A 24,338-nucleotide genomic window follows, 5' to 3' on the forward strand; every position below is an offset into this window, starting at 1 on the left:
AAGGGATGAGTTCATGTTCGTCATATACCTGATTCCATGGCTGATTGCCGTGGTGACATTAATAGGTGTCATATCCATCGTACTGGTCAGTTGGAAAAACGGGATTTCACCGATGCCCACATCCAGTCGCGTCAGGCAGGTGGTCATTCAAGAGGTGAATCGTATACCCGGGTACGGTGACGTGCTTGAAGCAGGTTCCGGATGGGGCACACTGGGGCTGGATGTTGTAAGGCATTGCCCTGGTAAAAGGCTGACTGGAATTGAGAATTCAGTCATTCCCTTATGGTCGTCTCAAATGATTGCCTATCTCAGTGTTCGCTTACGTCGAGCGAAAGGGAACAAGCACTCTCTCAAGGGCAGGCTGCGCTTCATGCGCGGGGATATCTACACCAGTTCCTATGAACATGCAGATTGTGTAATCTGTTATCTGTTTCCGGGAGCCATGACCCGGCTTCTGGACAAGTTCAGTCGGGAGCTTCCGCCGGGTGCCAAGGTAATTAGCGTCTGTTTTGCCCTGCCGGGCAAAGAACCGCTACGTACGATTACATGCCGGGATGCCTTGCGAACCAAGGTGTATGTGTATGCTTTTTGATGAAGAGGCTTTCGTTCAATGCATGTTATAACTCACGTGGGGTGTACAGCCATGAATAAACAAGAACAAGTGACCAATCATTTCAGAGAATTATTTAATAAAATGGTCTGGATTAACAAGTCGAAGATGGAAGCCAGCCTTCGTGGTTATAAGTCTTCCGAAGTTCATTGCATTGAATATATTGGAAAGAATATAGATCCCAATGTGACAAAGCTTGCAGAGTCGCTGTATATGACCAAGGGTGCCATAAGTAAATTGACGAAGAAACTTATCGAAAAAAAACTGATCGAAGTCTACCAAAAGCCGGAGAACAAGAAAGAGGTCTATTTCAGACTGACAGAGAAAGGGACCGTTGTATTCGGTATTCACGAGGAACTTCACCAAGACTTTCAAAAGCGGGATCAGGCTGTGTTTGAGCAGGTAACCGAGGCGCAATTGGAGGGAATGCTCAGGTTTATGGAGCAATACAGCAAACATTTGGACGCAGAGATAAAGAAACAGGGTTTGGACATTTAGATATATGTGTGTGTGTAATAAGCGTAACACAATAAGCAACCTACTCTAATAAAGGGCAGGTTGCTTTTTATTTTCAATAATTATTGTTGACAAGGAAACTAAAAAGAGTTACATTTTTGTTGAATAGGAAACAATAATCAAGAAGGAGACACATATGACTAAAGAAAACGTCAAAACCACTGAATTACCCAAAGGGGTGCTAATTGCAGCCTGGGCTATAGCTCTTGGAGCCATTGCACCTATGCTTGACTCTACCATGGTTAATATTGCCATAGATCAATTAACACATGATTTCAATACAACCTTGAATATTATTCAATGGGCCATTACAGGCTATGTTCTGGCTCTTGCCATGGCAGTTCCCATCTCCGGTTGGCTTATGAACAAGTTTAATAGCAAGAAGATTTTCATCGGTGCTGTTATCCTCTTTGGAGTTATTTCTAGTTTAGTAGGTGTTAGCTGGGACATTTCGAGTTTTATCTTCTTTCGTTTACTTCAAGGGTTCAGCGCAGGGGTGATTACGACCCTCATGTTTACCCTCTTGGTGAAAACGGCGGGGAAAGATCACCTGGGAAAAGTGATGGCCATCGTAAGTACGCCTATGATCTTCGGCCCTATTCTGGGTCCAGTCCTTGGAGGATTCATCGTTCAGGGGGCATCCTGGCAATGGATTTTCTTCATTAACGTGTTCATCGTGTTGATCGCTGCGCCAGTAATGATGAGAACCATTCCTGACTTTGAACCTTTCAACAAAGAGAACAAGCTTGATCTGTTTGGCATTATTAACTTGTCTTCCATGAGCGGGGCTTTAATCTACGGGATAACGAGAGCTGCGGAACATACTACGTTTAACAACAATGAAACGATCTTATGGGTGGGTATTGGTGTGGGTTTGGCTGTCATATATATGGCTTATAATCTCATCCGCAAGAATCAAACGGTCCTGCCCATGAGTTTGTTTACTTACAAAAGTTTTGCTGCTTCAAGCGCCGGCCTGTTTATGGCAAATATTGCTCTCATGGGCCCGATGTTAATCCTCCCGCTATTTTTTCAAAACTTTCGCCATTTTACGGCGATTGAAACAGCAGTTGCTCTTATCCCGCAAGGGGTTGGGATGCTTGTTACTCGGCCTTTACTTGGAAAAATGATTGATAAAATTGGACCCAAATATGTAGTGATCGTCAGTTTATTTCTTTCTCTCATTGGTTCAATTCCGCTTATTTTCATCTCTGATAAAACAAGTATGATCTGGATTTCCGCTATATTGTTCATTCGTGGTGCGAGTATTGGAGGGATTAGCCTGCCGTTAACAAGTGAAGCATACACTGGACTTGATAGCACGCAGCTCCCCGAAGCGAGTGTGGGCATTAATATGATTGAGAACCTTGGTTCAAGCTTTGGCTCAGCTATTATCGCAACGGTTGTTGCAACGGTCATACAAGGGTTGCAACCAACGGGCTTAAATGAGTTGAAGGGGTACCATGCCGGATTTCTATTATCCAGCGTTATTCTTGTAATTATTCTAATCCCCAGTTTGTATCTTACAAATAAAAGGAACGCATGAACAGTTACTCATGTTCTTCCTGAAAAAATGAAAGCACGAGGTCCCGAATTCACTGTTATCGTGATTTCGGGACCTCGTGCTTCTTATCATACACTTAACTAAAATTGTGATTATTTTGCAGAATCCGTTGTGCCTGTGCTCTCAGAGGTTGTACCGGATTGCGAACGATTCCGTCCGCCTCCAAATCCACCTTGTCCGCCGCCGCCACCAGGACCGCCCATACCTGTATTGGCTGTAGTTACACCAGATTCATTCACCCAAGTTACATTGCTTGTCGATTGGAATGCAACGACTTGAGTTCCCCCACTGTAGGTACCGTCTGTGTAGAGTCCATCCACCGCTTTACCTGTAGACGTACCACCGGAGTAGATTACATAGGAGCCATCTTTTTTCAGATCCGGGGAGCTGACGACCACAGTTTGATATTCCTTTGCCGGAGCGAACGTCAGAATGTTGTTGCCTTCGCTATCTTGTACATGGACAAGTGTTCCAGCTTTTTGCGTTGAAGGGAATGTCATCACAATGGTATTTTGCGTAGACGCTTCGGATGTTCCTTGTGCCATGCCAGAGCTTCCGGCAGCCACGAGGTATCCACCACTGATCTCGAATGTACCGTCATAATCCAATGCTCCGTTACCGTTATCCGTTGGGCCGTTTACAATAACCGTACCACCAGTCATGTTAATGGAACCATTGGAATCCAGTCCGTCACCACCAGCGTTCACAGTAAGTGTACCGCCATTAATGTGGAACTCGTTATTGCTCGATGCTGCTCCCATACCGCCCGGTCCACGTCCTTGCTGCGTAGTAGCTGTACCTTGGGATGCCTGATCGGTAGTCGATGTTGTGCCCGTCGTTTCAGTTACAGAGATGTTGGAAGTCGTAGCAGCATCGGTTGCAGTAGTAGCACGATCTGTACTAGCCGCCGTTTCCGTCTCGCCACCTGCAGCATTAACACCATCATCGGATGCTGTTACATCCACATCGCCATCGTTCAGGGTGATGATTGCACCTTCAAGTCCTTCATAGCTCTTCGCAATCGTGATGGTTCCGCCGTTAATCGTCAGCTCCTGATCGGCATGAATGCCGTCATCACCGGATTCAATGTTGAATGTTCCGTCGTTAACTGTCACGTTATTGTTGCTGTGCAGGGAGTCATCCATGGAATCAATGGTATACGTACCGCCATTCACCGTAAGGTCTGTACCTGCCTTGAGTGCTTTGGCACTTGTGGACTCGGTTGCTGTTGTAGCAGTGTCCGCATCGGCATTGGTATCGGTATTCGCAGAGCTGGATGTTGTGCCGTTTGTATTAGCACCTGCATTGGTCCCGCTGTTATTAGGCATCTCCGGCATATCTGCAGGAGGTTCGCCATCTGGTGGTGTGCCCATATCGGTTGGAGGTGTTCCGCCACCCCATCCGCCACCGCCGCCAAATGGACCTTCTTCGACTTTGGCTGGTGCATTGGCGCTACCGCCAGCAGTCACAATGTTGTATGTGCCGCCATCTGTAACGAGTGCGGTTTCGGCCTGAATACCATCGTTACCACTTTGAATATCGAAGGTACCTCCAGCGATGGCAACGAAGCCTTTGGTGGTATCCGTGTCATTGGTGGATTTGATGCCGTCACCTTCGGATTCAATGGTAATCGTACCCGCTTGAATAGCGACCATGTCTTTACCCTTGATGCCGTCATCAGCCGCTTTGACACGGATGTTACCGCTGATGATCTTCAGATCATCCTTACTCGTAATACCTTCATTATAGTTACCTGTTACAGTCAATTGACCTGCACCGTTGAACGTAAGATCCGCTTTGCTGAAGATCGCAGCATCCGGCTCGTCTGTCGTAGCGTCGGCGTACACATACGTTTTACCATCGGAAACAGTATTCTTGGTTCCTTTTTCAAGTGTAATTACCGCTTTACCGGCTTTCTGAATATAGATCGCTGCACTGTCATTATCATGGATCGTAGCTCCGTTTAATACGAGATGTACGGTGCCCTTATCGGCAACGTTGACCACGATTTGCCCATCGGTTAGCTCACCGCTAAGTACATAAGTACCTGCTTCGGAGATGGTTACCGAACCACTCGCTGCTTTGGCGCCCGAACCGGTCACTGTTGCCGTTGTTCCGTTCAGCTTGATCGCTGTGGAATCTGCCTCGCTCCAGCTAATGTTGGTATCGTCAGCATCCAGAGAGACCAGATCTGCATATTTCACAGAGGTTTGCTCGCTGACCGATACCGTTTTGGTTGTTCCTGTCGTTGACGTTGCGGCATTGGCGGTTGTGCTTGTGGTTGCTGGTGAACTGCATGCGGCAAGTAGGCCGGTAATCATGGCGATGGACCAAAGTTTGCTGCCTGTTATCATGTTTTTCTTCATATAGATCGTTCCCTTCGAATTAAGAATTAATATTCCGTTGTTGGACTCATGGTTAACGAGATATCCAGGTTGCCGTTCCGTGTGCGGATGGCATCAAGGAATTCCTTTTGGCTAACACTTTCGTGAATGGTTACACTGTAGACCAGCTCATACAGACTGCCGAGCTCGGTCGTTCTGATCTTTTTCAGGTCAAATGGTACGTTGAATGTATGGAACACTTCATTAAGTGCTTCTTCATAACTCAAATTCTCAGGAATGGTGACTTTCAGCGTTTTCAGCTGACTCTTCTTGCCGCCGAAGTTGAAGCGACTCAGGACAAACATCAGCACACACAGAATAATCGTGAACAGCACTGCGTATCCAAAAGCACCTACACCGCAGGCAAGACCGGAAGCCATCGTGAACAATACATAAGCAATATCCTTTGGATCACCAGGGGCACTGCGGAAACGAATAATTGAGAAGGCACCTGCCAAGCTGAATGCTCTAGCGATATTGCTGCCGATGAGCAGGATGATGATGGCGACAATGACGGGCAGGACGACCATCGTTAAGGTGAAGCTCTGGGAGTATGTGGCTTGGTTGGTCTTCATGTACGTGAGACTAATGATTAATCCCAGAATGATGGCAAGACCAATGGTAATGACTGCGTTGTTAAACGTCAGGTTGGTATCGGTTAGGGCTGAACTGAACAGGGAATCAAGCATATAGGACACGCTCTCTTTCTATAATCGTTTTATCTTGTTCTATGGATGGGTTGAAATCGGTGCCTGGTACAAGAATGCGCTCCGACTGGTAATTCAGGTTGGTTGTTCTCACCAGATGTCTGAACTCGTTGCCGTATTTCGAAAATCCGGTGCGATATAGACCATGCTCACAGAGCAGTTGCGACAGCCACAGCGGAACGGTTTTCTCGGCTTTTACTTCCATCAGCCACCTTCCGTCCTTCACGAGCGGTTCACCGTAATCTCCCTGTTCCAGCTTCAGATCGTATCTGCGGCTGCGAATGTTGGTGTCAAAGGTAATGCGGAGATCCCGGCTGTTCTTGTCGAAGAGTGCTTTGCGTTCATACGCCAGATACACTTTTGGTTCAAGATCGTAGAGGCGAAGGAAGTATTTGATCTCTTCAACAACCTGCTTGTTCATATAATCTGCCAGCTCCGGTGCCTGTCCTGAACGAACGAATTCGTACGCTTCATCCAGCTTCAAGGCGGTTCTGCGCTTGTTCACCAGGCCAAAGACTTTCTTTTTGATCTCCAGATACACTTTGGCATTTTCTTCAGGGACTCCATACGCACGCAGTCTCAGCTTCTCCTTGTATTTTGGTTTGGAGAGACTGGCGCGAATCAGTGAATCCTGCGGAGTGTCGAAGTACAGGTTACTGATGGAGTAGTACTCATGTTTCTTGTTGTAGGCATCCAGCTCCATGTATTTCAGCAGGTCATTGTAAAAATGTGCGTACTGCTCATCCGTCAGAAGATACTTGCTCTCATATCGGTTGAATACTTCAATAGCCATGTGGGACTCATTCCTTTCGTTGGTGGGTTGTATGTTTTGTTGCATCGTGTATTGCTTCCATGTCTGTATCTTAGAGCGTCAACCTTGAATGAATCTTAAATGGTTTTACATTGCGTTAACATTTTTTTACCTTCCTATAATATAAAAATTGAACTACACATTTACACGAGAACGGAGAGGGCAGAAATAAGCTGAAAAAGCGGAGCTAAAAGCTTTCTGAAAGAAAGCTGCATCGGAAGCATATGCTTCGCCTGTATCCCTGGATTTTCACCTCTCAAAAGGGAATCAAAAAATCTGGGGATAACAGCGATTGGAAGGTTATTCTGTCATCGTAGTGGCAAGTGTAAATATTCTTTTGTTCATTTTATATAGTTGCTGCCCCAAAAAAATATTAAGATTGATTCAAGGTTTAATTGATAGAATAGGTGATACCATACAGCGTTCATGATGACGAATAATTCAAGCAGAGGAATGAATAGATGATGAGAATATTAATTGCGGAAGATGAGGTTCATTTGGCAGAGGCAGTATCTCAGATTTTGAAAAAAAACAACTACTCCGTGGACATGGTCCACGACGGCAGAGCAGGACTCGATTATGCGCAAAGCGGTATCTATGACCTGTTACTGCTCGACATCATGATGCCGGAGATGGACGGGATCACCGTCCTGAAGAAACTCCGCAGCGAAGGCAATCATACGCCTGTCATTCTGCTTACGGCCAAGGGTGAACTATCGGACAAAGTGACAGGCCTCGATTATGGTGCCGATGATTATATTGCCAAGCCTTTTGCCACAGAAGAATTGCTGGCCCGGATTCGAGCAGCCTTGCGACGTAAAGGCGAAGTGGTTCCGGAGGACGGGCTGAAGTTTGGCGACATGGAGCTGAATACAACTCAGCTGAAGCTGAGCGTTCAGGGTAAGGAAATCAAGCTGAATCTGAAGGAGAATGAACTGCTGGAGCTGTTAATTGCCCGCAAACAGGCGATCACTTCCAAAGAGCAGATTATTGAGAAGTTATGGGGATTCGATTCGGAAGTGGAGTATAACAATGTGGAGGTGTACATCTCGTTTTTGCGCAAAAAATTAACCTTCCTGAACTCGGCTGTCCGCATTAACACCATTCGGGGTGTGGGCTATGTACTTGAGGTGACGTCCTGATGTTCAAAAAACTCCGAAATCGATTCCTGATCGTGAATCTGGTGTCCATCTCCATTATGATGCTGGTGGCATTTGCGACGATCTATACGATTACTTATCAGAATGTGCAACGGGAGACAAATATGGAGTTGTACAAGGTGTCTGATTTCTATCACAGTCCTTATAATTCGTCCAAGATGCCGCGCGGAGAAGATGGGGGGATGGGGACAGGCGCTGGTACAGGTTCAAGTTCAGAATCGTTGCCCTCCGACGCCATGGGTGGTGCCAATGGAGGACCGGGGGGCGATCCCAACTCACCACCGGCACGTTCCGTTTCATTCATGATCAAGACCGATAGTCAGTGGCAGATTACAGACACACATTCCCGCTTTGATATGGACGATGCGTTCTATACGGAGGCTTTGCAAAAAGTTGACCAGAATAAAGGTGGCGATTCGGAAAGGCAAACCGGGCAGTTTGCACTGGATGGGACGGACTGGGCCTATGTGGTTGATCCGAGCAGTGAAGGGCATATGGTCGTATTCATTGATGTGACGGCGCAACAAGGTATTCTTACGAATCTGATCTATACCTTTGCTGTTGTCGGACTGGTCATGTTAATTGTGATCTATTTCTTGAGTCGTTACTTTGCGAATCGCTCCATTGCGCCAGTCAGAGAAGCGTTCGAGAAGCAAAAACAGTTCATTGGTGATGCTTCACATGAGCTGAAGACACCGCTGGCGATCATTAATACCAATGCAGACGTGCTGCTTGCAAATCAGGAGGATACCATAGCGAACCAGGCCAAATGGCTTCACTACATCAAGTCGGAAACCGAGCGCATGACCGGACTTACGAATGATCTGCTCTATCTGACACAGATGGACGATTCACGTTCCACGATGATTCATGCGAAGTTTAATATAAGCGATGCGGTGGAGAGTATTATTTTACCGATGGAGGCCGTGATTTTTGAAAAAAATATTTCCCTCGATTACAACATTGAGCCGAATCTTACGGTTCATGGGAACAGTGAGCAGATCAAACAGGTCATTCTGATCCTGCTCGATAACGCGGTGAAGTATTCCGGGCCCAAAGGGTCCGTGAACGTTACGCTCCAGAAACAGAATAATGATGTTATGCTGGCCGTGTCCAACACTGGTGAAGGCATTGCACCGGAACACCTGGATCGGATCTTCGATCGATTCTATCGTACGGATTCGTCAAGAGCCCGCAAACATGGTGGGCATGGTCTGGGTCTGGCCATTGCTCGTTCCATAGTGGCTCAGCACAAAGGAGAGCTATACGCCAGAAGTGTGGTCGGAGAGGGTGCCACATTTTACGTGCAGTTGTCGTAGGGGAGAGTGATTTGCTGACGTAGAGTCGGATGAAGGTTTAGAGCATAGGGCGGGAGTGGGGGGGCTTTGCTTCCGGCTCTATCTATAATCGTTCATGAGGCATAAGATCTGCCTGTAACGGGTTAACCTATGCTACAATGGCAACAGTATATATGATCAAGGAGATGAATGGAACGTGGCAGAAGCAAACGCAATTAATGAACAAGAAATGATGCAATATATTGCAGATAAAACGAAGGCAAGCCAGGCGAACATCGCTCTTGTGCTGAAGCATGAGCAAGCTTACATCAACAAGGCACACGAAAATGCCAAAGGTAATGACGTGGATATTGATGGCGATGATCTGGCTGACTACATCCTTAGTCGTAAAGATGTGAAGCTGGATGAGTTGACCGTGGAAAGCATTTTGGATGCTGAGATGGACTACTTGATGGACAAGGGGCACGCGGGGTACGTCGATTAAGTTCAGCGTAGTCAAAATCCGGGTTCGTTAGCGTGAGTGATCACAAGGGCAACGGCGAGGCGTTATAAGGCTGTTCCAAAAGTAACATTTCACATGTGCAGCCATCTGCCTTAAGCATGCTAAGTCGAAGTATCGTACTGTAAAAAAGACCTCAACTCCACATTATGGTGGTGTTGAGGCCTTTTTTAGATTGTAGTGACCAGGCATCCCTTCAGGGGCACCTGTCGGTGTATCTCCTACAGTTTACAGCTCCTTATTGACCCATCATGCCGCCATCTACAGTGTAAAGGGAAGCTGTTACATAGGATGCTTCTTCGGACAACAGGAAGTTCATCACCGCAGCGACTTCTTCCGGTTCACCGTAACGGCCCATTGGAATGGCAGATACCGTAGCAGATTGATAATCTTCCACATTACCGGAATTTGCTTCGATCTGACGCATCATACGGGTATTGATTGTACCTGGCAATACAGCGTTAACGCGGATATTGTAAGGTGCCAGTTCATTGGCAGCGGTACGCGTGAGGCCAACTACGGCATGTTTGGACATAATATATGGAGATACAGCAGGTGCACCCATCAGACCCGCAAGGGAAGAGGTATTTAGAATCGCACCGGATTTTTGTTTTTTCATCACTGGAATGACATTTTGCAGACCCAGGAATACGCCACGAATGTTGACGTTATATACGGTGTCGAGTGCTTCAACACTCAGGTCTTCGATCAGTCCTGTTGGACCTTCAATCCCGGCATTGTTGGCAAAATAATCGATTCGGCCAAACGCATCCAATGCTTTTTGCACATAGTTTTTCACGTCGGCTTCTTGAGATACGTTCGCTTTTACGGCGATGACGTGCTCTTTGTCGATGTTCAGATCAGCAATTGTCTGTTGGATGGCTTCTTCATTCAGGTCGACCAGAACCAGATTGATTTTACGCTCAGCGAGGCGGCGTGCCAATTCTTTACCAATGCCTCCGGCTGCTCCTGTAATAACGGCTGTATGTGTATACGATGTACTCATGATATACTCGCTCCTTATTCATTATTGGCAGGTATTTCTCAAAAAAAGTTTCAACCTGTCGTCTATCTTTCCTGTCTCAATGTTAAGATATACATAGCCATGTGACAATAATCATTGACAGCGCATATGTCAGCTATCGGACAGTGATGTAAGCGGTGTTCATTTAGTTTACAATAATGAACAAAGGAGGCGAGAATGTTGATTATTGAACATCCTCAGGACCGGAGAGCACGAAGAACGCAGGATGCCATCATCGCTGCGGCGGTTTCTTTGATATTGGAGAAGGGAGCGGATGCCCTCACCATCCGGGATATTACGGAGCGGGCGGATTATAACCGCGGAACCTTCTATTTACATTTTCCCGGCAAACCGGAGTTGTTGCAGTTCATACTGGATGATTTCATGCAGGGAGTAGGACAAGCTTATGCAGCACCATACGCACAGCTCAAAGAAGTGGATATGACTGCATTGCTGCCATCCACGATGCCTGTATTTGAATATATTGAAGCCCATCAGGATATTTTTCGCGCATTAATCACGATGCATTCCGATATGAATTCCCGGCTGTGCAATATGTTTAGAACGTATCTAACCGAGGATTTTGTATTGGTGACCGAAGATAGCGAGCATACGATTAATTACGACATCATGTTAAGTTATCTGGTATCTGCTACGGTGGGAGTGATCATGCATTGGGCGGAGATTGGATTCAAGTATTCTGCGCATTATATGGGAGAGCAGCTTACGGCACTGATCAACATCAAACCGACCCGTCTGCTGATTGAACCAGGACAGAAGGGTCGGACGATTCACGAGCGCATGCTGTTGGATTAAAGTGAACGCTTATCCGGTCATGGAGGCGCTCACGGCCTGTTGCATCTGAAGCAGCTGTTCGCGAATCAGGACTGACTCTCCAATCAGAATTAGTGCCGGATTATTCACTTGATGTGACAGGGCGAGTGAATGAAGTTCGGCAAGTGTGCCGGTAATAATCCGTTCATCCGAGGTGGTTCCCCGTTCGATCAAAGCTGCAGGGGTGTGTCCACTTTTCCCATGGTGAAGCAATTCATGTTGGATCTGGGGGAGTTGGCTAATGCCCATATAGATGACCAGTGTATCCACGCTATGGGCGAGCAGGTCCCAGCGAACGGATGAAACATTTCCATCACTGCCGGTTCCCGTGACACATGCGAAAGATGAAGAAATTCCGCGATGAGTTAACGGAATAAGGGAGGAAGCGGATGTACCTACAGCTGAAGTGATGCCGGGAATGATTTCAAATGCTATCCCTGCTTCTGCCAGCAAAAGCGCTTCTTCGCCACCACGGCCAAAGATGAACGGATCGCCGCCCTTGAGTCGTACGACTTGTTTGCCTTCTGCTGCGTGTGCAGCCAGCATTCGTCCAATCATCTCCTGACTCATGGAGTGAAGGCCTGGCGCTTTGCCGCAATAGATGCGGAGTGCTCCTTCACGAGCCTCAGCGAGCAATTGATCATTCACAAGCCGATCGTACATAATGACATCTGCGGATTGAATACGTTTCAGGGCTCTTACCGTAATCAGATCCGGGTCGCCAGGACCTGCGCCAACAATACTGACCAGGCCCCGGCTCATGATCGTGTCCCCATCTTCGGTGCAACATCGGAACTTGCCAATCCTGAACGACCACCCTGAATGGTTGCCAGTTTGGAGGATGTGAGCTTTATCGGATTTCCCCAATGATGGGCAGCATATAGACCAAGGCCTGTAAATACAGCTCCGCCAATGAGGTTACCCACCAACACCGGGATCTGGTTCCACAACCACCAGTCAGCGAGACTGACCTGTGCACCGAGCATCATGCCTGCCGGAATGACAAACATGTTCACCACAGCGTGTTCAAAACCTTGGGCGAAAAATATCGTAATGGGCAGCCACATCGCTACGATTTTGCCCAGGGTAGACGTGGATGTCATCGCCATCACTGCCCCGAGTGTGACCATCCAGTTACATAGAATGGCCTTGATGATCACCAGTACAATGCCAGCTCCGCCCAAGTGTTGATATCCCAATGTTTTGGCTTCACTGGTCTGGATCAGCGTTTGAATTAGAGGGTTGCTCATATCCGTACCCATCTTGGTAATGGTCATGCCGTATAACAGAACATAGAATGCACATCCAAGCAGATGACCTGTGATCACCCAGAAATAATTACGGAGCATATCCATCCATGTGATTCTGCGTTTCATCATTGCGAGTGGAAGCATCGCAAAGTTTCCTGTCACCAATTCAAGGCCCAGCAGAATAATAATGACGAACCCCGCGGGGAATATCAGTGCACCTGCCAAACCAACGGAAGTTTGAGATACAGCGGTATATGCCATTGTGGTAGCAAAAGCAAGAATAGCCCCTGCCAGAAAACCGCGAATCAGCATCTGTACCCGATTCATTCTGGCTTTGCTCTCACCAGCTTCGACCATCGATTGCAGCACTTCTGCAGGTTTAACAAAATCCATCGCGCACGCCTCCTTGATGTCAGGGTATCTCTAGCCTTTAACCTGCAATTGTGATGTAGATTTCTCCACTGTGGCCGTCCACTTCGGTTTTGTAGGTATTCAAGCAGCCTTCGTCAGGCTCATGTACCTTGCCGTTGCGCAGATCAATCTTCCAATCATGCAAGGGACAATGAACGGCTGTTCCGCATACCATGCCCTCCGAAAGCTTGCCGCCCTTGTGAGGGCAGCGATTCTCGACGGCGTGCAGACTGCCGTCGCTCAGTTTGAATACTGCAATTTCGGTATCCTGTACCAGGAAGGTCCGTGCTCCCTTTTCATCAATATCCGCAACGTGTCCAATCCGGAATTTGTTCATCGCTGTTCCTCCTATTCTAATGAGTTACCGGCTCGGCACCGGACAGTGGGGTGAAGTTCTTGCGCAACTTCTCGTCTTCAAGGATTTCTTTCCAAGGATCGACTGTGTGACCCAATGTAACTTCCAAACGTTCGATCAGAGCGAGACGTACATCCCGATCCGCTAATGCTTCCTTCACGTGATCCAGACCTACCCGTTCAATCCAAGCCGCTGTTCTCTCATTCCATTTGGCGTTTTCTCTATAATATTGCAGGTAGGCGTAAGTCCACTCTTCCACTTCCGCATCGGTCTTCACTGTGCAGAGCAGCTCGGCTGTACGAACTTTGACTCCGGCGTTACCACCAACATGAATCTCCCATGCACCATCGATTGCGACAACACCCAGATCCTTGATGGTTGCTTCCGCGCAGTTCCGCGGACATCCGGAGACAGCGAGTTTCACTTTGGCCGGCGCCACCATTTTGTCGAGTTTTTTCTCCAGACGAATGCCCATCTCGATGGAGTCCTGTGTACCGAATCGACAGAATGTATTGCCAACACACGTCTTCACGGTACGAAGTGCCTTGCCATAACCGAAACCGGAAGGCATATCGAGCTCTTCCCAGATCTTCGGCAGGTTCTCCTTTTGTACACCGAGCAGATCGAGTCGTTGTCCACCCGTGAACTTCACCATCGGAACATCGTATTTCTCTGCGACAGTCGCAATCTTGATCAATTCAGCCGGGGAAGTAACACCACCATAGATCCGAGGGATAACGGAATACGTACCATCCTTCTGGATGTTGGCGTGGTAACGTTCATTGGTGAATTTGGATTGGCGCTCATCTGTGTATTCAGCCGGCCAGATCATTCCGAGATAATAGTTCAGGGAAGGGCGGCATTTGGAGCAACCTTCAGGCTCATTCCAGCCAAGCACATTCATGACTTCCTTGACGGTTTTCAGGCCCATTTCCTTGATCTGTGCAACAATCTCATCCCGATCGTAGGATGTGCAACCACAGATTCCTTCTTTGGTCTGTTCGCCTACATTATCACCCGCATAATATGTGAGCAGGTTCTCAATAATAGGTTTGCATCCACCGCAGGAAGCCGAAGCTTTGGTACAGGATTTAATTGCACCAAGGGTGTTACAGCCTTTATTCAGCACAGCATCTCCAATGGAAGCTTTGGTAACACCGTTGCAACCACAGACGATCTCATCATCCGGCATGCTGGCCATGCGTTCTGCGACAGACGGACCTGAACCTGAACCACCGGAAGGTACGCCGAGTAAAATTTCCTTCTCACGACCGCTGATGCTCTCACCACTCTTAATGAGGGAAAACAGCGATGCGCCGTCTGTGGTATCTCCGAACAATACAGCTCCAATCAACTGCCCGTCTTTGATCACCATCTTTTTGTACACACCATCGACATCATCCTGAATACGAATGCTGCGAGTGTCAGCGGCGTCTTTGAATTGTCCGGCAGAGAATACGTCCACACCGGATACTTTCAGCTTGGTAGACGTGACCGACCCCTCGTATCCTTCGGTTGCCGCACCAGCCAGGCGTTTCGCGAGTACCATACCTTGTTCATATAATGGAGCAACCAGTCCGTAGGCAATCCCGCGGTGTTCTGCACATTCGCCTACGGCAGAGATACCAGGGATGCTGGTATGCATATAATCATCTACAATGACACCCCGATTGACATCAAGGCCGGCTTTCCGAGCCAGTTCAATCTGAGGGCGAATCCCGACAGCCATGACAACCAGGTCAGCCTCAAGTACCGACTGATCGGTGAAACGAATGGCTTTCACTCGATGTTTGCCTGTGATTTCTTCGGTATGTTTATTCAAAAGAAACTTCATGCCCTGCTCTTCAAGCTCACGCTGGAGCATCAGGCCTGCTGGCAAATCCAGATTCCGGTCCATCAGATGGCCGTTAATATGGATGACCGTAACGTCCATGCCCAGATTGAGCAACCCGCGCGCCGCCTCCAGTCCCAGCAATCCGCCTCCAATGACGGCCGCTTTGCGATACTTTTGCGATGCAGCCATCATGGTCTCGCAGTCTTTAATATCACGGAAGCCGATAACACCTTCCTTGTTAGCACCGGGAAGCGGGAGGATAAACGCCTGTGAACCGGTTGCCATAATTAGCTCATCATAGGCTGCGCGTACACCATTCTGAGATACAACTTCCTTGCGCTCGGTATCGATCTGAACGACCGGGTCACCCGGGTATACCTTAATGCCGTTATCTTCGTACCAGCTCCACTCATTGATTACAATATCTTCGATGGATGTTCCGCCAGCCAATACAGAGGATAACATGATCCGGTTGTAGTTGGGATGTGGCTCTGCGCCGAAGACTGTAATTTCATAAGCGTGCGGAGCAAGCTTAAGGATATGTTCGATTGTGCGGATTCCCGCCATGCCATTGCCGACCAGCACCAGTTTTTTCGTTGTACTCATTATGATTAGCCCCCTTAGGTCCATTCTGCATACTGCCTCGAAACCTTGTCTCTAAAATCGAAAAAGCCTGTTATGCCTCGGAGGACTGCGCATATACATACGCATCCCTTGCTCCGAGATTGCAAAACAGGCTTCATTGCCGTTTCAACCAGCTACGCCGTTGTAACTGTGATCGATTCAAATATGGAGTTGTTATGGCTTAACTATAAAAGATCGATCCACCCATGTCAATATAGTTGACACAAAAAAGTATTTGAAATTTAAAGTTAATTATGTTTACATGAATTTATTGGAACACGAATGATCGAAGAGGTTTTAAGGATATATATTCATAAAAATGAATGTTTTAGTGAAAAATAGTGCACCGGTCACTACATAAATTGTAGAAAAGGTGTCATGATTAGTGTTTCACTCTTTTTGGCTAGTAGGACGATCCGTCATAATTTTTGTATTCATTATCTCGAAATCAAGTGTAAAATCAGATTGATCTGTATTTTTTGTCAGGTAATATAACATATATAGCGCTTTCATGTGTTAATGCCTTAAATAAAGCGATTCTAATTATACGTAATTAGGGAGGGATTGCTCCATCATGCGATCTTTATTGGTCATCCGTATACAATCGACGATAGCTGATTCGTCCGATGCAATCCCTCTGACACCGGAGAGACTGCTGGGAGCGAACGGGTACCATGTACAGGTGGCAGGCAGTGAAGCGGATGCGTTGAAGCTCGCCCGTGAGGCGGAAGCTTCCATCCTGCATCTGTCGCTGGCTGATGTGGAGTACTGGGTGAACTGCCTGGGAAAGGGGAAGGCGGATTCCCCGCTGCTCTGGTGGTGCGGGCCAGATACGGCCTCTTCCTCCGCAGAATCCTGCGAGGTCGAAACTTCATTTGATGGAATACTTACACCTTCCATGACCGGGCCCGAGATCCACTGGACGCTTCACTTTGCAGCTCGGCGCTACATGGAACGTAAACAGTGGGAGCAAGAACGGAAGCAGTTGCAATCGAGGCTGGAGGATCGAAAGTGGATTGATATGGCGAAGGCCATTCTTAGTGACCTGAAGCAGATCTCCGAGGCCGAAGCCTATGACCTGTTACGTAAGAAAGCGATGGATGAACGCAAACGGATGGTCGACGTAGCCACAGCTATTGTGAAGGCACATCAACTGCTCCAGTCTTAATTTGGAAGGAGGATTCTCCATGGATATGTCTCACATACTCCGAGAAGTCGGACGTGGGAAACGAGGCTCGCGTGATCTGAACTATACAGAGGCACTGACCGTTGCGGAGAAAATCCTGAAACAGGAGGTTTCCCCTGCCCAGACGGCTGCGTTTCTAATGGCTGAACGAATGAAAATGGAAAACGTTGAGGAACTGGAAGCCTTTGTTCATGCATGCCGTAACAGTGCTGAACGCTTCTCCGTATTTCAGGACGGATTGGACTGTGCCGGCCCTTATGACGGGCGGACCAAGTCGTTCATGGCGACGTTTCCGGTTGCGTTTGTGCTTGCGGCGGCCGGGTTACCAGTGACTCTGCACGGGAGTGATCCTTTACCGCCCAAGTGGGGCGTTACGCTGTCGTTACTGCTAAAGGAAGCGGGGATAGATACGGGTAAGATGGATCGGGAAGATGCCCGAAGTGCTGCGTTGCGTTCAGGTGTCATGTACGTATCCTCCGAGGAGTGGTGCGAGCCTCTTCGCAAGCTTCGTCCGTTACGGGAAGAGTTGGGATTCCGCACGGTATTTAACACGGCAGAGAAACTCATTGATTATAACCATTCACCATATCTGGTGTTCGGTGTGTTTCATAATACCTTTTTGGATCGGATTGCGAAGCTTCTTACCCGATTTGTCTACCGCCGTGCTTATGTGGTACAGGGAATGGAAGGTTCTGAGGATCTGTATATTGATCGGCCAACCCGCGTATACGCAGTAGAAGACGGGGATATGAAGCTGGAACTGATTGACCCCGCAGCTTACGAACTGGATATGCCTGTGCCGGAACTGGTCTGGACGGCTGCCAAGCAGCTCGAAGTGGCGGAAAGTGTGTTATGCGGCGAAGGTCATATTGCTTTTGTGAATCAGGTCTTGTTAAATGGGGGGTTCCGCTTGTACGCAGCGGGGCGAGTTAATTCCATCGAAGAGGGCATATACACTTGTCAGGGGTTGCTGGAAAGTGGCGCAGCGTATCGCATCTATCAACAGTGGTGTGTCTCGATGGGGGGCGAACTGCCGGATAACAGAGCGGTGTCCATCTATCCGGCATCGTCCAGATAAATCGTAGTTCGAGCTTGTGCATATTTAGCGCATTCTTATTCCCAAGGATAAGTAACGGTCAGGAAGTCAGCGAATTTCTTGCTCTCTTCCCGCCGCCTTTTCCGCATGGCCGCCCGATCCGGAGCAGTCTCGTATAGTTTCTTCTCTTCTTCGGTCTCCGGGATAATACGAGGTACGATCAGTTTGCGATTATTTTCGTCCAGGGCCACAAAGGTCAGAAATGCAGTCGCCGCAATTTTCTTCTCTCCGGTCTTCAGATCCTCTCGAATCACCTTTACGAAAATCTCCATGGAACTGCGTCCTGTCCAGGACGCGAACGATTCAAGCGTAACGGAGTCCGTTGGGTTAATTGGGTACAGGAAGTCAACCGAGTCGGTTGATGCTGTAACGGTATTGACCCGGCATAGCTTGGAAGCGGCGATGGATGCGATATCATCAATGTATGACATCAGCTTCCCGCCGAACAAAGTGTTATGATTATTGACATCGGTCGGGAACACCCGTGCCGTCTTAAAACAACGCGTTTCGCGTACGTACTTTTTCTCCACCTGATCCATCTCCGTAGGTTTCGGTATCTCTCTCATGCTTGTTCCTCCTCACCGTATGGCTGCTGTGACATAAGTTCAACTAAAGATTATTTACATCGGCCACTCCGATGATAGAATAACTCTCCGATCGCTGTTATCCCCAGATTTTTATTATTCCTTTTTATAGAGTGAAAATCCGCGGATAGCGTATGCTTCCGATGCAGCTTTCTTTCAGAAAGCTTTCAGGCGAACGCTCCGCTTCTTCAAGTTATTTCTCTCCTCTTCGTTCTGTGTAAATGTTTAGTTTGACTTATATAGTATCTTTTAGTATAGGTGTCGGTCAGACATATTCAAATGAAGTTGGACTGCAAAAAAACCGCCAGGCGCGGACCGGCGCGCTGGCGGTTTACTGCTGTATATTAAGCCTTGGGCTTGAAAATGCCGGACGGTTTGCCGATCGGCAAGAACGCATAGCCGAAGTGGGCGTTCAGTACCGAAGCACCTGTACCATACAGGGACACAATTCCGATCGCCATTTCAGCATATGCTGCAATGGTGTGGAAAATGTGAGGAGCTACGCCGAAAGCGTCAAAAGTCAAGCCGAGGAACAGGAAGTCAATCAGAATGAAGATGATAAGCAATACTTTATTCGCTTCAATCGCACCGATTGTCATGAACAGGGTGAATACAAGGTATCCGGCAAAAGCAAATCCGAGTTGCTTGCCATCGGCCTGTTCAGCGAGAGTGGAGCCGAATACGCCCATTTTGATCATCCAGTTGGCAGCCATGGCGAACCAGAAGAATGCGTACGCGCCAAAAGCCGTTGTGCCAAAGGTATTGTTGCGTTTGGAATCTTGAATGCATGCGAATAACTGGGCAAAGGCACCCAGGAAGATTGCCCAAGGAATAGCGTAGCTAAGTCCATCCGTAATACCAAGTTTCTGGGAAGAAGCGACCAGGGTTACGATAGCCAACCCAAATAATCCCATTGCGCTGGGATCGGCGTTAACAATTTTGACTTTAGTCTGTGAATCGGTCTGCATGGTGATGATAAGCCTCCAATAATATCAAATCAGGATCAATAGCCGTCGTTGGCTGTCCTCTAAATTACATCATTTGTATCCGCCGGGTCCGGACACACACATCGCCCTATTGTACCTGAATGACCCCATTAAGGAAAGGGATTTTATTACCTTTTGAGTCAATAGAGTTTTTGATTTTTCAATATACACATTTACGACACAATCCGTTCTGGCCCTGAACGATGAGGCTAGAGGCTGGAATCGAACTCTCGTAATTACCGCTAAATTGCGTCATATCAGCCATTTTCGGATAAGCACTTGTATGATAAAATAATATTTATCAAAATTTGGAGAAGAATACAAAACATCCTTGTCTCCTATGCCATATGTTAATCCAACTGTAGATTGACAGGAAAAACTAAAATGGTTCACAGAATAAGGAGGTATCAGGGGTCATGGTTATGAGTTTGGATTTGAAAAATAAAATAGAGAAGGCCAGACATAACCTTCATATGCTGGTAGAGCATAACAAGGGTGGTCTTGGGCATCCCGATGTGATTCGGCAGTCTATGGCATTGGACGAATTGATTAATGAGTATAACCGAATTAGCCGAAACCATTCACGGGCTTGAACCCGAAGGGATTTTAATTTTATATACAGAACGAATCACATAGATCAGCAACACCTGAATATACAGACGGGCATGAATATAGCCGGGATGCATTGCCTCAGTTGAAGAGGCGGTATCATACCGGCGTCATATTCATGCCCGTTTGTTTTTTACCCAATATCCATCACTACCTGTCTAATGCAGCAATCGTTTGGATTCCAGATATAGGACCTGTACGAACTTTTTCGTATTAATGCGGGTCTGGGACAAGGAAGGCTCCACATTGTTCTGCAGCTCCAGCATTTTTTTGCGGATCTCGGTAAAATCAAAAAATTTGGAGGCATAGTTCTCGAATTTGGGATGGGTATAATCTGTTAACCCGAGTGAAACCACATGGCTCAGTGTCTGGAATATGGCTCTGCGCACACGCTGTTCTGAAGCCTTGATCTCCTTGTTAACCTCTGCAAGAGAGGCGTTCTCCCCCAATTTGCGTACCGCCACGTTCTGAAAGATGTCTTTGAGAGATGGGAATGTATAGGGGGAAAGCTTATGCTCATCTGTCTCTACCTGCTCCAGATATTCCAGCATGTCCAGGAGATCCCTGCTGCCCGCTTCACCGATCATGCCCATCTCGGACAGCAGGAAATGTCCTGCTGTTGTAATGGTTTTGTCCGGAACTGGAACCGCAGTGCGCTCGTTGGGATGCAAACCGGACAGTCCCTGCAATGTCCGCTGAATATCTGCGATGGACTTCTTCATCCGAAGCCTTTCACTGACCCGCCGCAGAACGGATAGAATCTCCAATCGGTTAATGGGCTTCGTAACATAATATTCAATGCCTAGTGAATAGGCTTCTCCAATCATATTTTTCGACTCGATCTGGGAAATCATGACGATCTTGCCCTCGAACCTGCCTTCTAGTGCCCGCACGGTCTGAATCCCGTCTCGTTGTGGCATCAGCAGATCAATCAGCAGGACATCCACCTTATGCAGTTCCAACAGTTCCGCGTGAATATGTGCTCCGTCCTCAGCTTCCCCGGCAATATCGCCCAGGCCTTCATCCTCAATAATATCCATTAACATGGAACGAACGCCAGGATCATCATCCACGATAAAATAACGCATGTCAGTCATTCCCTTTCTTTGCGAATGGTGTGATTGATAAATCTATGGTAAAGGCGGTTAACTCCGCCATGAACTCTCGCTCCAGTGTAATCGTTTCTTTCCTTTTTGCATAGAACCTGACATGTCAGGTTAAATGACAATGATTGGGCGATCAAAGCCCATTTTTAAAATAAATGTAGAAAATGCATGTAGGTATTTGTCGATTTTCGTAGATGCCCTTGTAGTATAAGTAACATCCCGAAGTCCGGGGCTAGTGTTGTGCAGAATGGTACAAACTTTCACATGACCCATCTCTGTACTTGAAATACACCATATAAAAGGGGCATACCGATGGAGCAAACAATACAAGATATTGTCGTCATTTTCAATGATTTTCTATGGTCCAAAGTGTTAATTATACTATTGGTAGTATGTGGGATATACTTCACCACCAAGACGCGTTTCATGCAATTCCGCATGATTGGCGATATGGTGAAGGTGCTTCTGGAGCGGAAAAGCAAGGAACCAGGCAAAATCTCACCATTTCAGGCATTTTGTATCAGTATGGCGGCCCGGGTAGGCACAGGGAATATCACTGGTATTGCACTGGCTATCGCACTGGGGGGACCGGGAGCTGTATTCTGGATGTGGGTGATTGCGATTATTGGTTCTGCCTCCAGTTTTGTGGAGAGCACGCTGGCTCAGATCTATAAAGTGAAGGATAAGGGCGGATTCCGCGGGGGTCCGGCGTATTATATGGAGCGTGGGCTAGGGAAGCGCTGGATGGGCATTTTATTTGCCATCCTCATCACACTTTCATTCGGCTTGGTCTTTAATGCGGTCCAGTCTAACACGATTACGGTTGCATTTGAGAACTCATTTGGTACCGATCGCTTAACGGTTGGGATCATTATGGCCGTGGTATTTGCAGGAATTATTATGGGTGGCGTCAAACGAATTGCGAAAGCATCGGAATACATCGTCGTTGTGCTTGCGGTATTGTACATTGGGGTAGCGGCTTTTGTGGTGCTGGCGAACATTACCCAGCTTCCGGCCATGATTGCATTGATCGTCAAAAATGCCTTCGGCATCGAACAGGTCGCTGGCGGAACGTTGGGCGCTGCACTGATGAACGGTGTGAAACGTGGATTGTTCTCCAATGAGGCGGGCATGGGTAGTGCCCCGAATGCTGCTGCAACGGCGGATACAACTCATCCGGTGAAACAGGGACTTATTCAGGCGTTTGGCGTGCTGACAGATACGTTAGTGATATGTACAAGCACAGCCATGATTATTATGCTATCCGGAGTGTACAAAGGTTCCAGTCTGGGTGGCATTGAGTTAACTCAGGCAGCATTAAGTGTACATATTGGTTCATGGGCATCAGGTTTCCTGGCGGTTATGGTGTTCCTGTTTGCCTTCAGTACACTCATCGGAAATTATTATTACGGAGAAACCAACATTGAGTTTATCAAATCCAACAAAGTTTGGCTGTGGGTATACCGTATTTGCGTTATCGCGATGGTGGTGTTTGGTGCGGTAGCCAAAGTTCAGCTGGTATGGGATTTGGCTGACCTGTTCATGGGGCTTATGGTGGTGGTGAACCTGATTGCGATTCTGATGCTGTCCAAGGTGACTTTCGAAGCATTGAAGGACTACAAAAAACAGAAGGCTGAAGGGCTTGATCCCGTCTTTACCCGGGACCGAATTCATATTCCGGGTGAGGTAGAATGCTGGCAGTCGGAAGAAGAAGTTATTGGAGATAAATCAGTACATGTAGTGAAATAAGTTTGCAGCTACATTGAGTTGATTCATACAAATGGACATAATAAACAGGACTTGGATTATCCATCATTGGGCAACCCGAGTCCTGTTTGTTACATACATAGTGGTAGTTCCTCGGACGAACCGAAGCACTTCTATTACATCAAGATTTAGTTTTTAATCGAGTAGCTAATCAGTTGTTCAGACAGAGCCTTCATTCGCTCGCCTGTGTCATTGAGTTTCTCAATGACATCTGTGAAGGATGATACAAGCGTCGCTTGTTCCTGTGAAGAAGCAGCAATCTGTGAAACCTCAACTTCCATCTGTTTGATCACCTGTTGTACATCTCTTAGACTGACATCAATATCTGTTGTAGCTTGTTTCGCATCCACAGAGAGCTTGCGTACTTCGGATGCAACCACACCAAATCCGGCACCTGCTTCACCAACACGGGCGGCTTCAATAGCGGCATTCAGGCCAAGCAAGTTGGTTTGCTCAGAGATTTCACGAATGAATCCGGCAACCTTATTGATCTGGGAAGAGTTCTGAACAGCAAGTCTTGTGTTCTGCAAGATCTGTTCACTCGTTGCTTGCAATTCTTCGGCATGAGCGGCAACATGCTGCACCATATCAACGAGGTTACCATTGATGGTTTGATTTTCTTGTATAATATCTTCAAGTTGGTTCTGATTGGATTGGTCGTAAGATACACAGAAAACAGCAACAACGTTTTGGTTATCATCAAAGATCGGAACGTTCAGGGTATCCAGTTCAACACCAAAAACCTCTTTGGGGATTGTGGAAAGACTGGCCTCTCTTCCATTTTTTAGAACAGAAAAGTTTTGGAACGAATCCAGGAGGGCCATTCCTTTTTCAAAACCAAGGTTAAACTTCTCCGTGGTGATAACTTCCAATACCTTCTCGTGATCATATACCGTTAGGCTTGCGGGTTCTCTGAGGATCTGACTGATATAAGGCATTACTTTAAGCAGGGCATCTACAACGTTCATGGAATAGGACCATCCTTTCAATATATAAATAAAATAGTTTAACGGTCTATGGATTGACTCTATCTATCATCGGATAGAAATGGCTTTTCGTGAACGGCATTCTGTTAAAAGAATGAACATTTTATGATTAAATTTTAAAATATTTCCCATCTAAA

At 47.2% G+C, this 24,338-nt stretch carries 23 protein-coding genes; 11 read left to right on the forward strand and 12 right to left on the reverse strand.

Translation table 11 applies throughout. The annotated features are described in order from the left end of the window. The first annotated feature begins 13 nt into the window (after positions 1 to 13). From ACTHPG_RS19105 to ACTHPG_RS19115, 3 genes are all read left to right on the forward strand, one after another. Positions 14 to 592 carry a class I SAM-dependent methyltransferase gene (locus ACTHPG_RS19105; RefSeq protein WP_440391052.1) on the forward strand — a complete coding sequence of 193 codons (579 nt, stop codon included), beginning with the start codon at positions 14 to 16 and terminating at the stop codon, positions 590 to 592. 51 nt (positions 593 to 643) lie between these two features. After that, complete coding sequence (locus tag ACTHPG_RS19110) at positions 644 to 1,108, forward strand: MarR family transcriptional regulator (RefSeq protein WP_440391054.1); 465 nt, start codon at positions 644 to 646, stop codon at positions 1,106 to 1,108. A gap of 154 nt (positions 1,109 to 1,262) precedes the next feature. Next, the gene (locus tag ACTHPG_RS19115) at positions 1,263 to 2,672 is read left to right on the forward strand and encodes an MDR family MFS transporter (RefSeq protein ID WP_440391055.1); all 1,410 of its coding nucleotides are present in this window, start codon (positions 1,263 to 1,265) and stop codon (positions 2,670 to 2,672) included. Between the two features lie 110 nt (positions 2,673 to 2,782). On the opposite strand, the gene ACTHPG_RS19120 is transcribed toward ACTHPG_RS19115, so the two are convergent. Genes ACTHPG_RS19120 through ACTHPG_RS19130 form a run of 3 tightly spaced genes read right to left on the reverse strand, consistent with a single transcriptional unit; the run spans position 2,783 to position 6,574 of the window. After that, positions 2,783 to 5,056: a carbohydrate-binding domain-containing protein gene (locus tag ACTHPG_RS19120; protein ID WP_440391056.1), complete on the reverse strand. Its 2,274-nt coding sequence runs from the start codon at positions 5,054 to 5,056 to the stop codon at positions 2,783 to 2,785. A 26-nt stretch (positions 5,057 to 5,082) separates the two neighbouring features. Then, entirely contained in the window at positions 5,083 to 5,763 is a 681-nt protein-coding gene (locus ACTHPG_RS19125) for a DUF4956 domain-containing protein (RefSeq protein WP_091012463.1), read from the reverse strand. After that, positions 5,756 to 6,574: a polyphosphate polymerase domain-containing protein gene (locus ACTHPG_RS19130; RefSeq protein ID WP_440391057.1), complete on the reverse strand. Its 819-nt coding sequence runs from the start codon at positions 6,572 to 6,574 to the stop codon at positions 5,756 to 5,758. The genes ACTHPG_RS19125 and ACTHPG_RS19130 overlap by 8 nt, the downstream gene beginning before the upstream one ends. A gap of 482 nt (positions 6,575 to 7,056) precedes the next feature. Between ACTHPG_RS19130 and ACTHPG_RS19135 the strand changes: the two genes are divergently transcribed. The 3 genes from ACTHPG_RS19135 (at position 7,057) to ACTHPG_RS19145 (ending at position 9,534) form a co-directional block, all read left to right on the forward strand. Then, positions 7,057 to 7,734 carry a response regulator transcription factor gene (locus ACTHPG_RS19135; protein WP_440391410.1) on the forward strand — a complete coding sequence of 226 codons (678 nt, stop codon included), beginning with the start codon at positions 7,057 to 7,059 and terminating at the stop codon, positions 7,732 to 7,734. After that, complete coding sequence (locus ACTHPG_RS19140) at positions 7,734 to 9,071, forward strand: sensor histidine kinase (protein ID WP_440391058.1); 1,338 nt, start codon at positions 7,734 to 7,736, stop codon at positions 9,069 to 9,071. Before ACTHPG_RS19135 ends, ACTHPG_RS19140 begins: the two co-directional genes overlap by 1 nt. A 208-nt stretch (positions 9,072 to 9,279) precedes the next feature. Continuing rightward, complete coding sequence (locus ACTHPG_RS19145; protein WP_124116914.1) at positions 9,280 to 9,534, forward strand: hypothetical protein; 255 nt, start codon at positions 9,280 to 9,282, stop codon at positions 9,532 to 9,534. A gap of 253 nt (positions 9,535 to 9,787) precedes the next feature. Here the strand turns inward: ACTHPG_RS19145 and ACTHPG_RS19150 are convergent, their stop codons facing one another. Beyond that, positions 9,788 to 10,555: an SDR family NAD(P)-dependent oxidoreductase gene (locus ACTHPG_RS19150; RefSeq protein WP_440391059.1), complete on the reverse strand. Its 768-nt coding sequence runs from the start codon at positions 10,553 to 10,555 to the stop codon at positions 9,788 to 9,790. Between the two features lie 195 nt (positions 10,556 to 10,750). Here ACTHPG_RS19150 and ACTHPG_RS19155 point away from each other — a divergent pair, with 195 nt between their 5' ends. Beyond that, positions 10,751 to 11,389 carry a TetR/AcrR family transcriptional regulator gene (locus tag ACTHPG_RS19155; protein WP_440391061.1) on the forward strand — a complete coding sequence of 213 codons (639 nt, stop codon included), beginning with the start codon at positions 10,751 to 10,753 and terminating at the stop codon, positions 11,387 to 11,389. A gap of 9 nt (positions 11,390 to 11,398) precedes the next feature. Here ACTHPG_RS19155 and cobA read toward each other — a convergent pair whose 3' ends face one another. From cobA to nirB, 4 genes are read right to left on the reverse strand one after another with little or no spacing between them, the layout of a single operon-like run. Beyond that, entirely contained in the window at positions 11,399 to 12,169 is a 771-nt protein-coding gene (cobA, locus tag ACTHPG_RS19160; RefSeq protein ID WP_440391062.1) for a uroporphyrinogen-III C-methyltransferase, read from the reverse strand. Then, entirely contained in the window at positions 12,166 to 13,050 is an 885-nt protein-coding gene (locus ACTHPG_RS19165; protein ID WP_440391063.1) for a formate/nitrite transporter family protein, read from the reverse strand. Before ACTHPG_RS19165 ends, cobA begins: the two co-directional genes overlap by 4 nt. A 37-nt stretch (positions 13,051 to 13,087) precedes the next feature. Next, entirely contained in the window at positions 13,088 to 13,405 is a 318-nt protein-coding gene (gene nirD, locus ACTHPG_RS19170; RefSeq protein ID WP_440391064.1) for a nitrite reductase small subunit NirD, read from the reverse strand. Positions 13,406 to 13,421: 16 nt separating this feature from the next. Continuing rightward, positions 13,422 to 15,863 (reverse strand): nitrite reductase large subunit NirB, encoded by a 2,442-nt coding sequence (gene nirB, locus ACTHPG_RS19175; protein WP_440391065.1) that lies wholly within the window; start codon positions 15,861 to 15,863, stop codon positions 13,422 to 13,424. A gap of 592 nt (positions 15,864 to 16,455) precedes the next feature. On the opposite strand from nirB, the gene ACTHPG_RS19180 reads away from it, so the two are divergent. Together ACTHPG_RS19180 and ACTHPG_RS19185 are read left to right on the forward strand one after the other, a co-directional pair. Then, positions 16,456 to 17,049, forward strand: a complete 594-nt coding sequence (locus tag ACTHPG_RS19180; RefSeq protein ID WP_440391066.1) for an ANTAR domain-containing response regulator — start codon at positions 16,456 to 16,458, stop codon at positions 17,047 to 17,049. A 19-nt stretch (positions 17,050 to 17,068) separates the two neighbouring features. After that, positions 17,069 to 18,145, forward strand: a complete 1,077-nt coding sequence (locus ACTHPG_RS19185) for an anthranilate phosphoribosyltransferase (protein ID WP_440391067.1) — start codon at positions 17,069 to 17,071, stop codon at positions 18,143 to 18,145. A gap of 35 nt (positions 18,146 to 18,180) precedes the next feature. Here the strand turns inward: ACTHPG_RS19185 and ACTHPG_RS19190 are convergent, their stop codons facing one another. Both ACTHPG_RS19190 and ACTHPG_RS19195 read right to left on the reverse strand, forming a co-directional pair. After that, entirely contained in the window at positions 18,181 to 18,693 is a 513-nt protein-coding gene (locus ACTHPG_RS19190; RefSeq protein ID WP_124116913.1) for an acyl-CoA thioesterase, read from the reverse strand. A gap of 398 nt (positions 18,694 to 19,091) precedes the next feature. Further along, positions 19,092 to 19,715: an acetate uptake transporter gene (locus tag ACTHPG_RS19195; protein ID WP_091012490.1), complete on the reverse strand. Its 624-nt coding sequence runs from the start codon at positions 19,713 to 19,715 to the stop codon at positions 19,092 to 19,094. Positions 19,716 to 20,149: 434 nt separating this feature from the next. Between ACTHPG_RS19195 and ACTHPG_RS19200 the strand changes: the two genes are divergently transcribed. After that, positions 20,150 to 20,326: an aspartyl-phosphate phosphatase Spo0E family protein gene (locus tag ACTHPG_RS19200; RefSeq protein ID WP_017691636.1), complete on the forward strand. Its 177-nt coding sequence runs from the start codon at positions 20,150 to 20,152 to the stop codon at positions 20,324 to 20,326. A 174-nt stretch (positions 20,327 to 20,500) separates the two neighbouring features. Here the strand turns inward: ACTHPG_RS19200 and ACTHPG_RS19205 are convergent, their stop codons facing one another. After that, on the reverse strand, positions 20,501 to 21,430 hold the full coding sequence (locus tag ACTHPG_RS19205; RefSeq protein WP_440391068.1) for a response regulator: 930 nt from the start codon (positions 21,428 to 21,430) through the stop codon (positions 20,501 to 20,503). Between the two features lie 330 nt (positions 21,431 to 21,760). On the opposite strand from ACTHPG_RS19205, the gene ACTHPG_RS19210 reads away from it, so the two are divergent. After that, positions 21,761 to 23,197: an alanine/glycine:cation symporter family protein gene (locus ACTHPG_RS19210; RefSeq protein WP_440391069.1), complete on the forward strand. Its 1,437-nt coding sequence runs from the start codon at positions 21,761 to 21,763 to the stop codon at positions 23,195 to 23,197. A gap of 146 nt (positions 23,198 to 23,343) precedes the next feature. Here the strand turns inward: ACTHPG_RS19210 and ACTHPG_RS19215 are convergent, their stop codons facing one another. Beyond that, positions 23,344 to 24,183 carry a methyl-accepting chemotaxis protein gene (locus ACTHPG_RS19215; protein WP_440391070.1) on the reverse strand — a complete coding sequence of 280 codons (840 nt, stop codon included), beginning with the start codon at positions 24,181 to 24,183 and terminating at the stop codon, positions 23,344 to 23,346. Between the last annotated feature and the right edge of the window lie 155 nt (positions 24,184 to 24,338).

Origin of the sequence: Paenibacillus sp. SAF-068, assembly GCF_051967555.1 — a bacterium.
In the GTDB taxonomy this organism is placed as follows: domain Bacteria; phylum Bacillota; class Bacilli; order Paenibacillales; family Paenibacillaceae; genus Paenibacillus.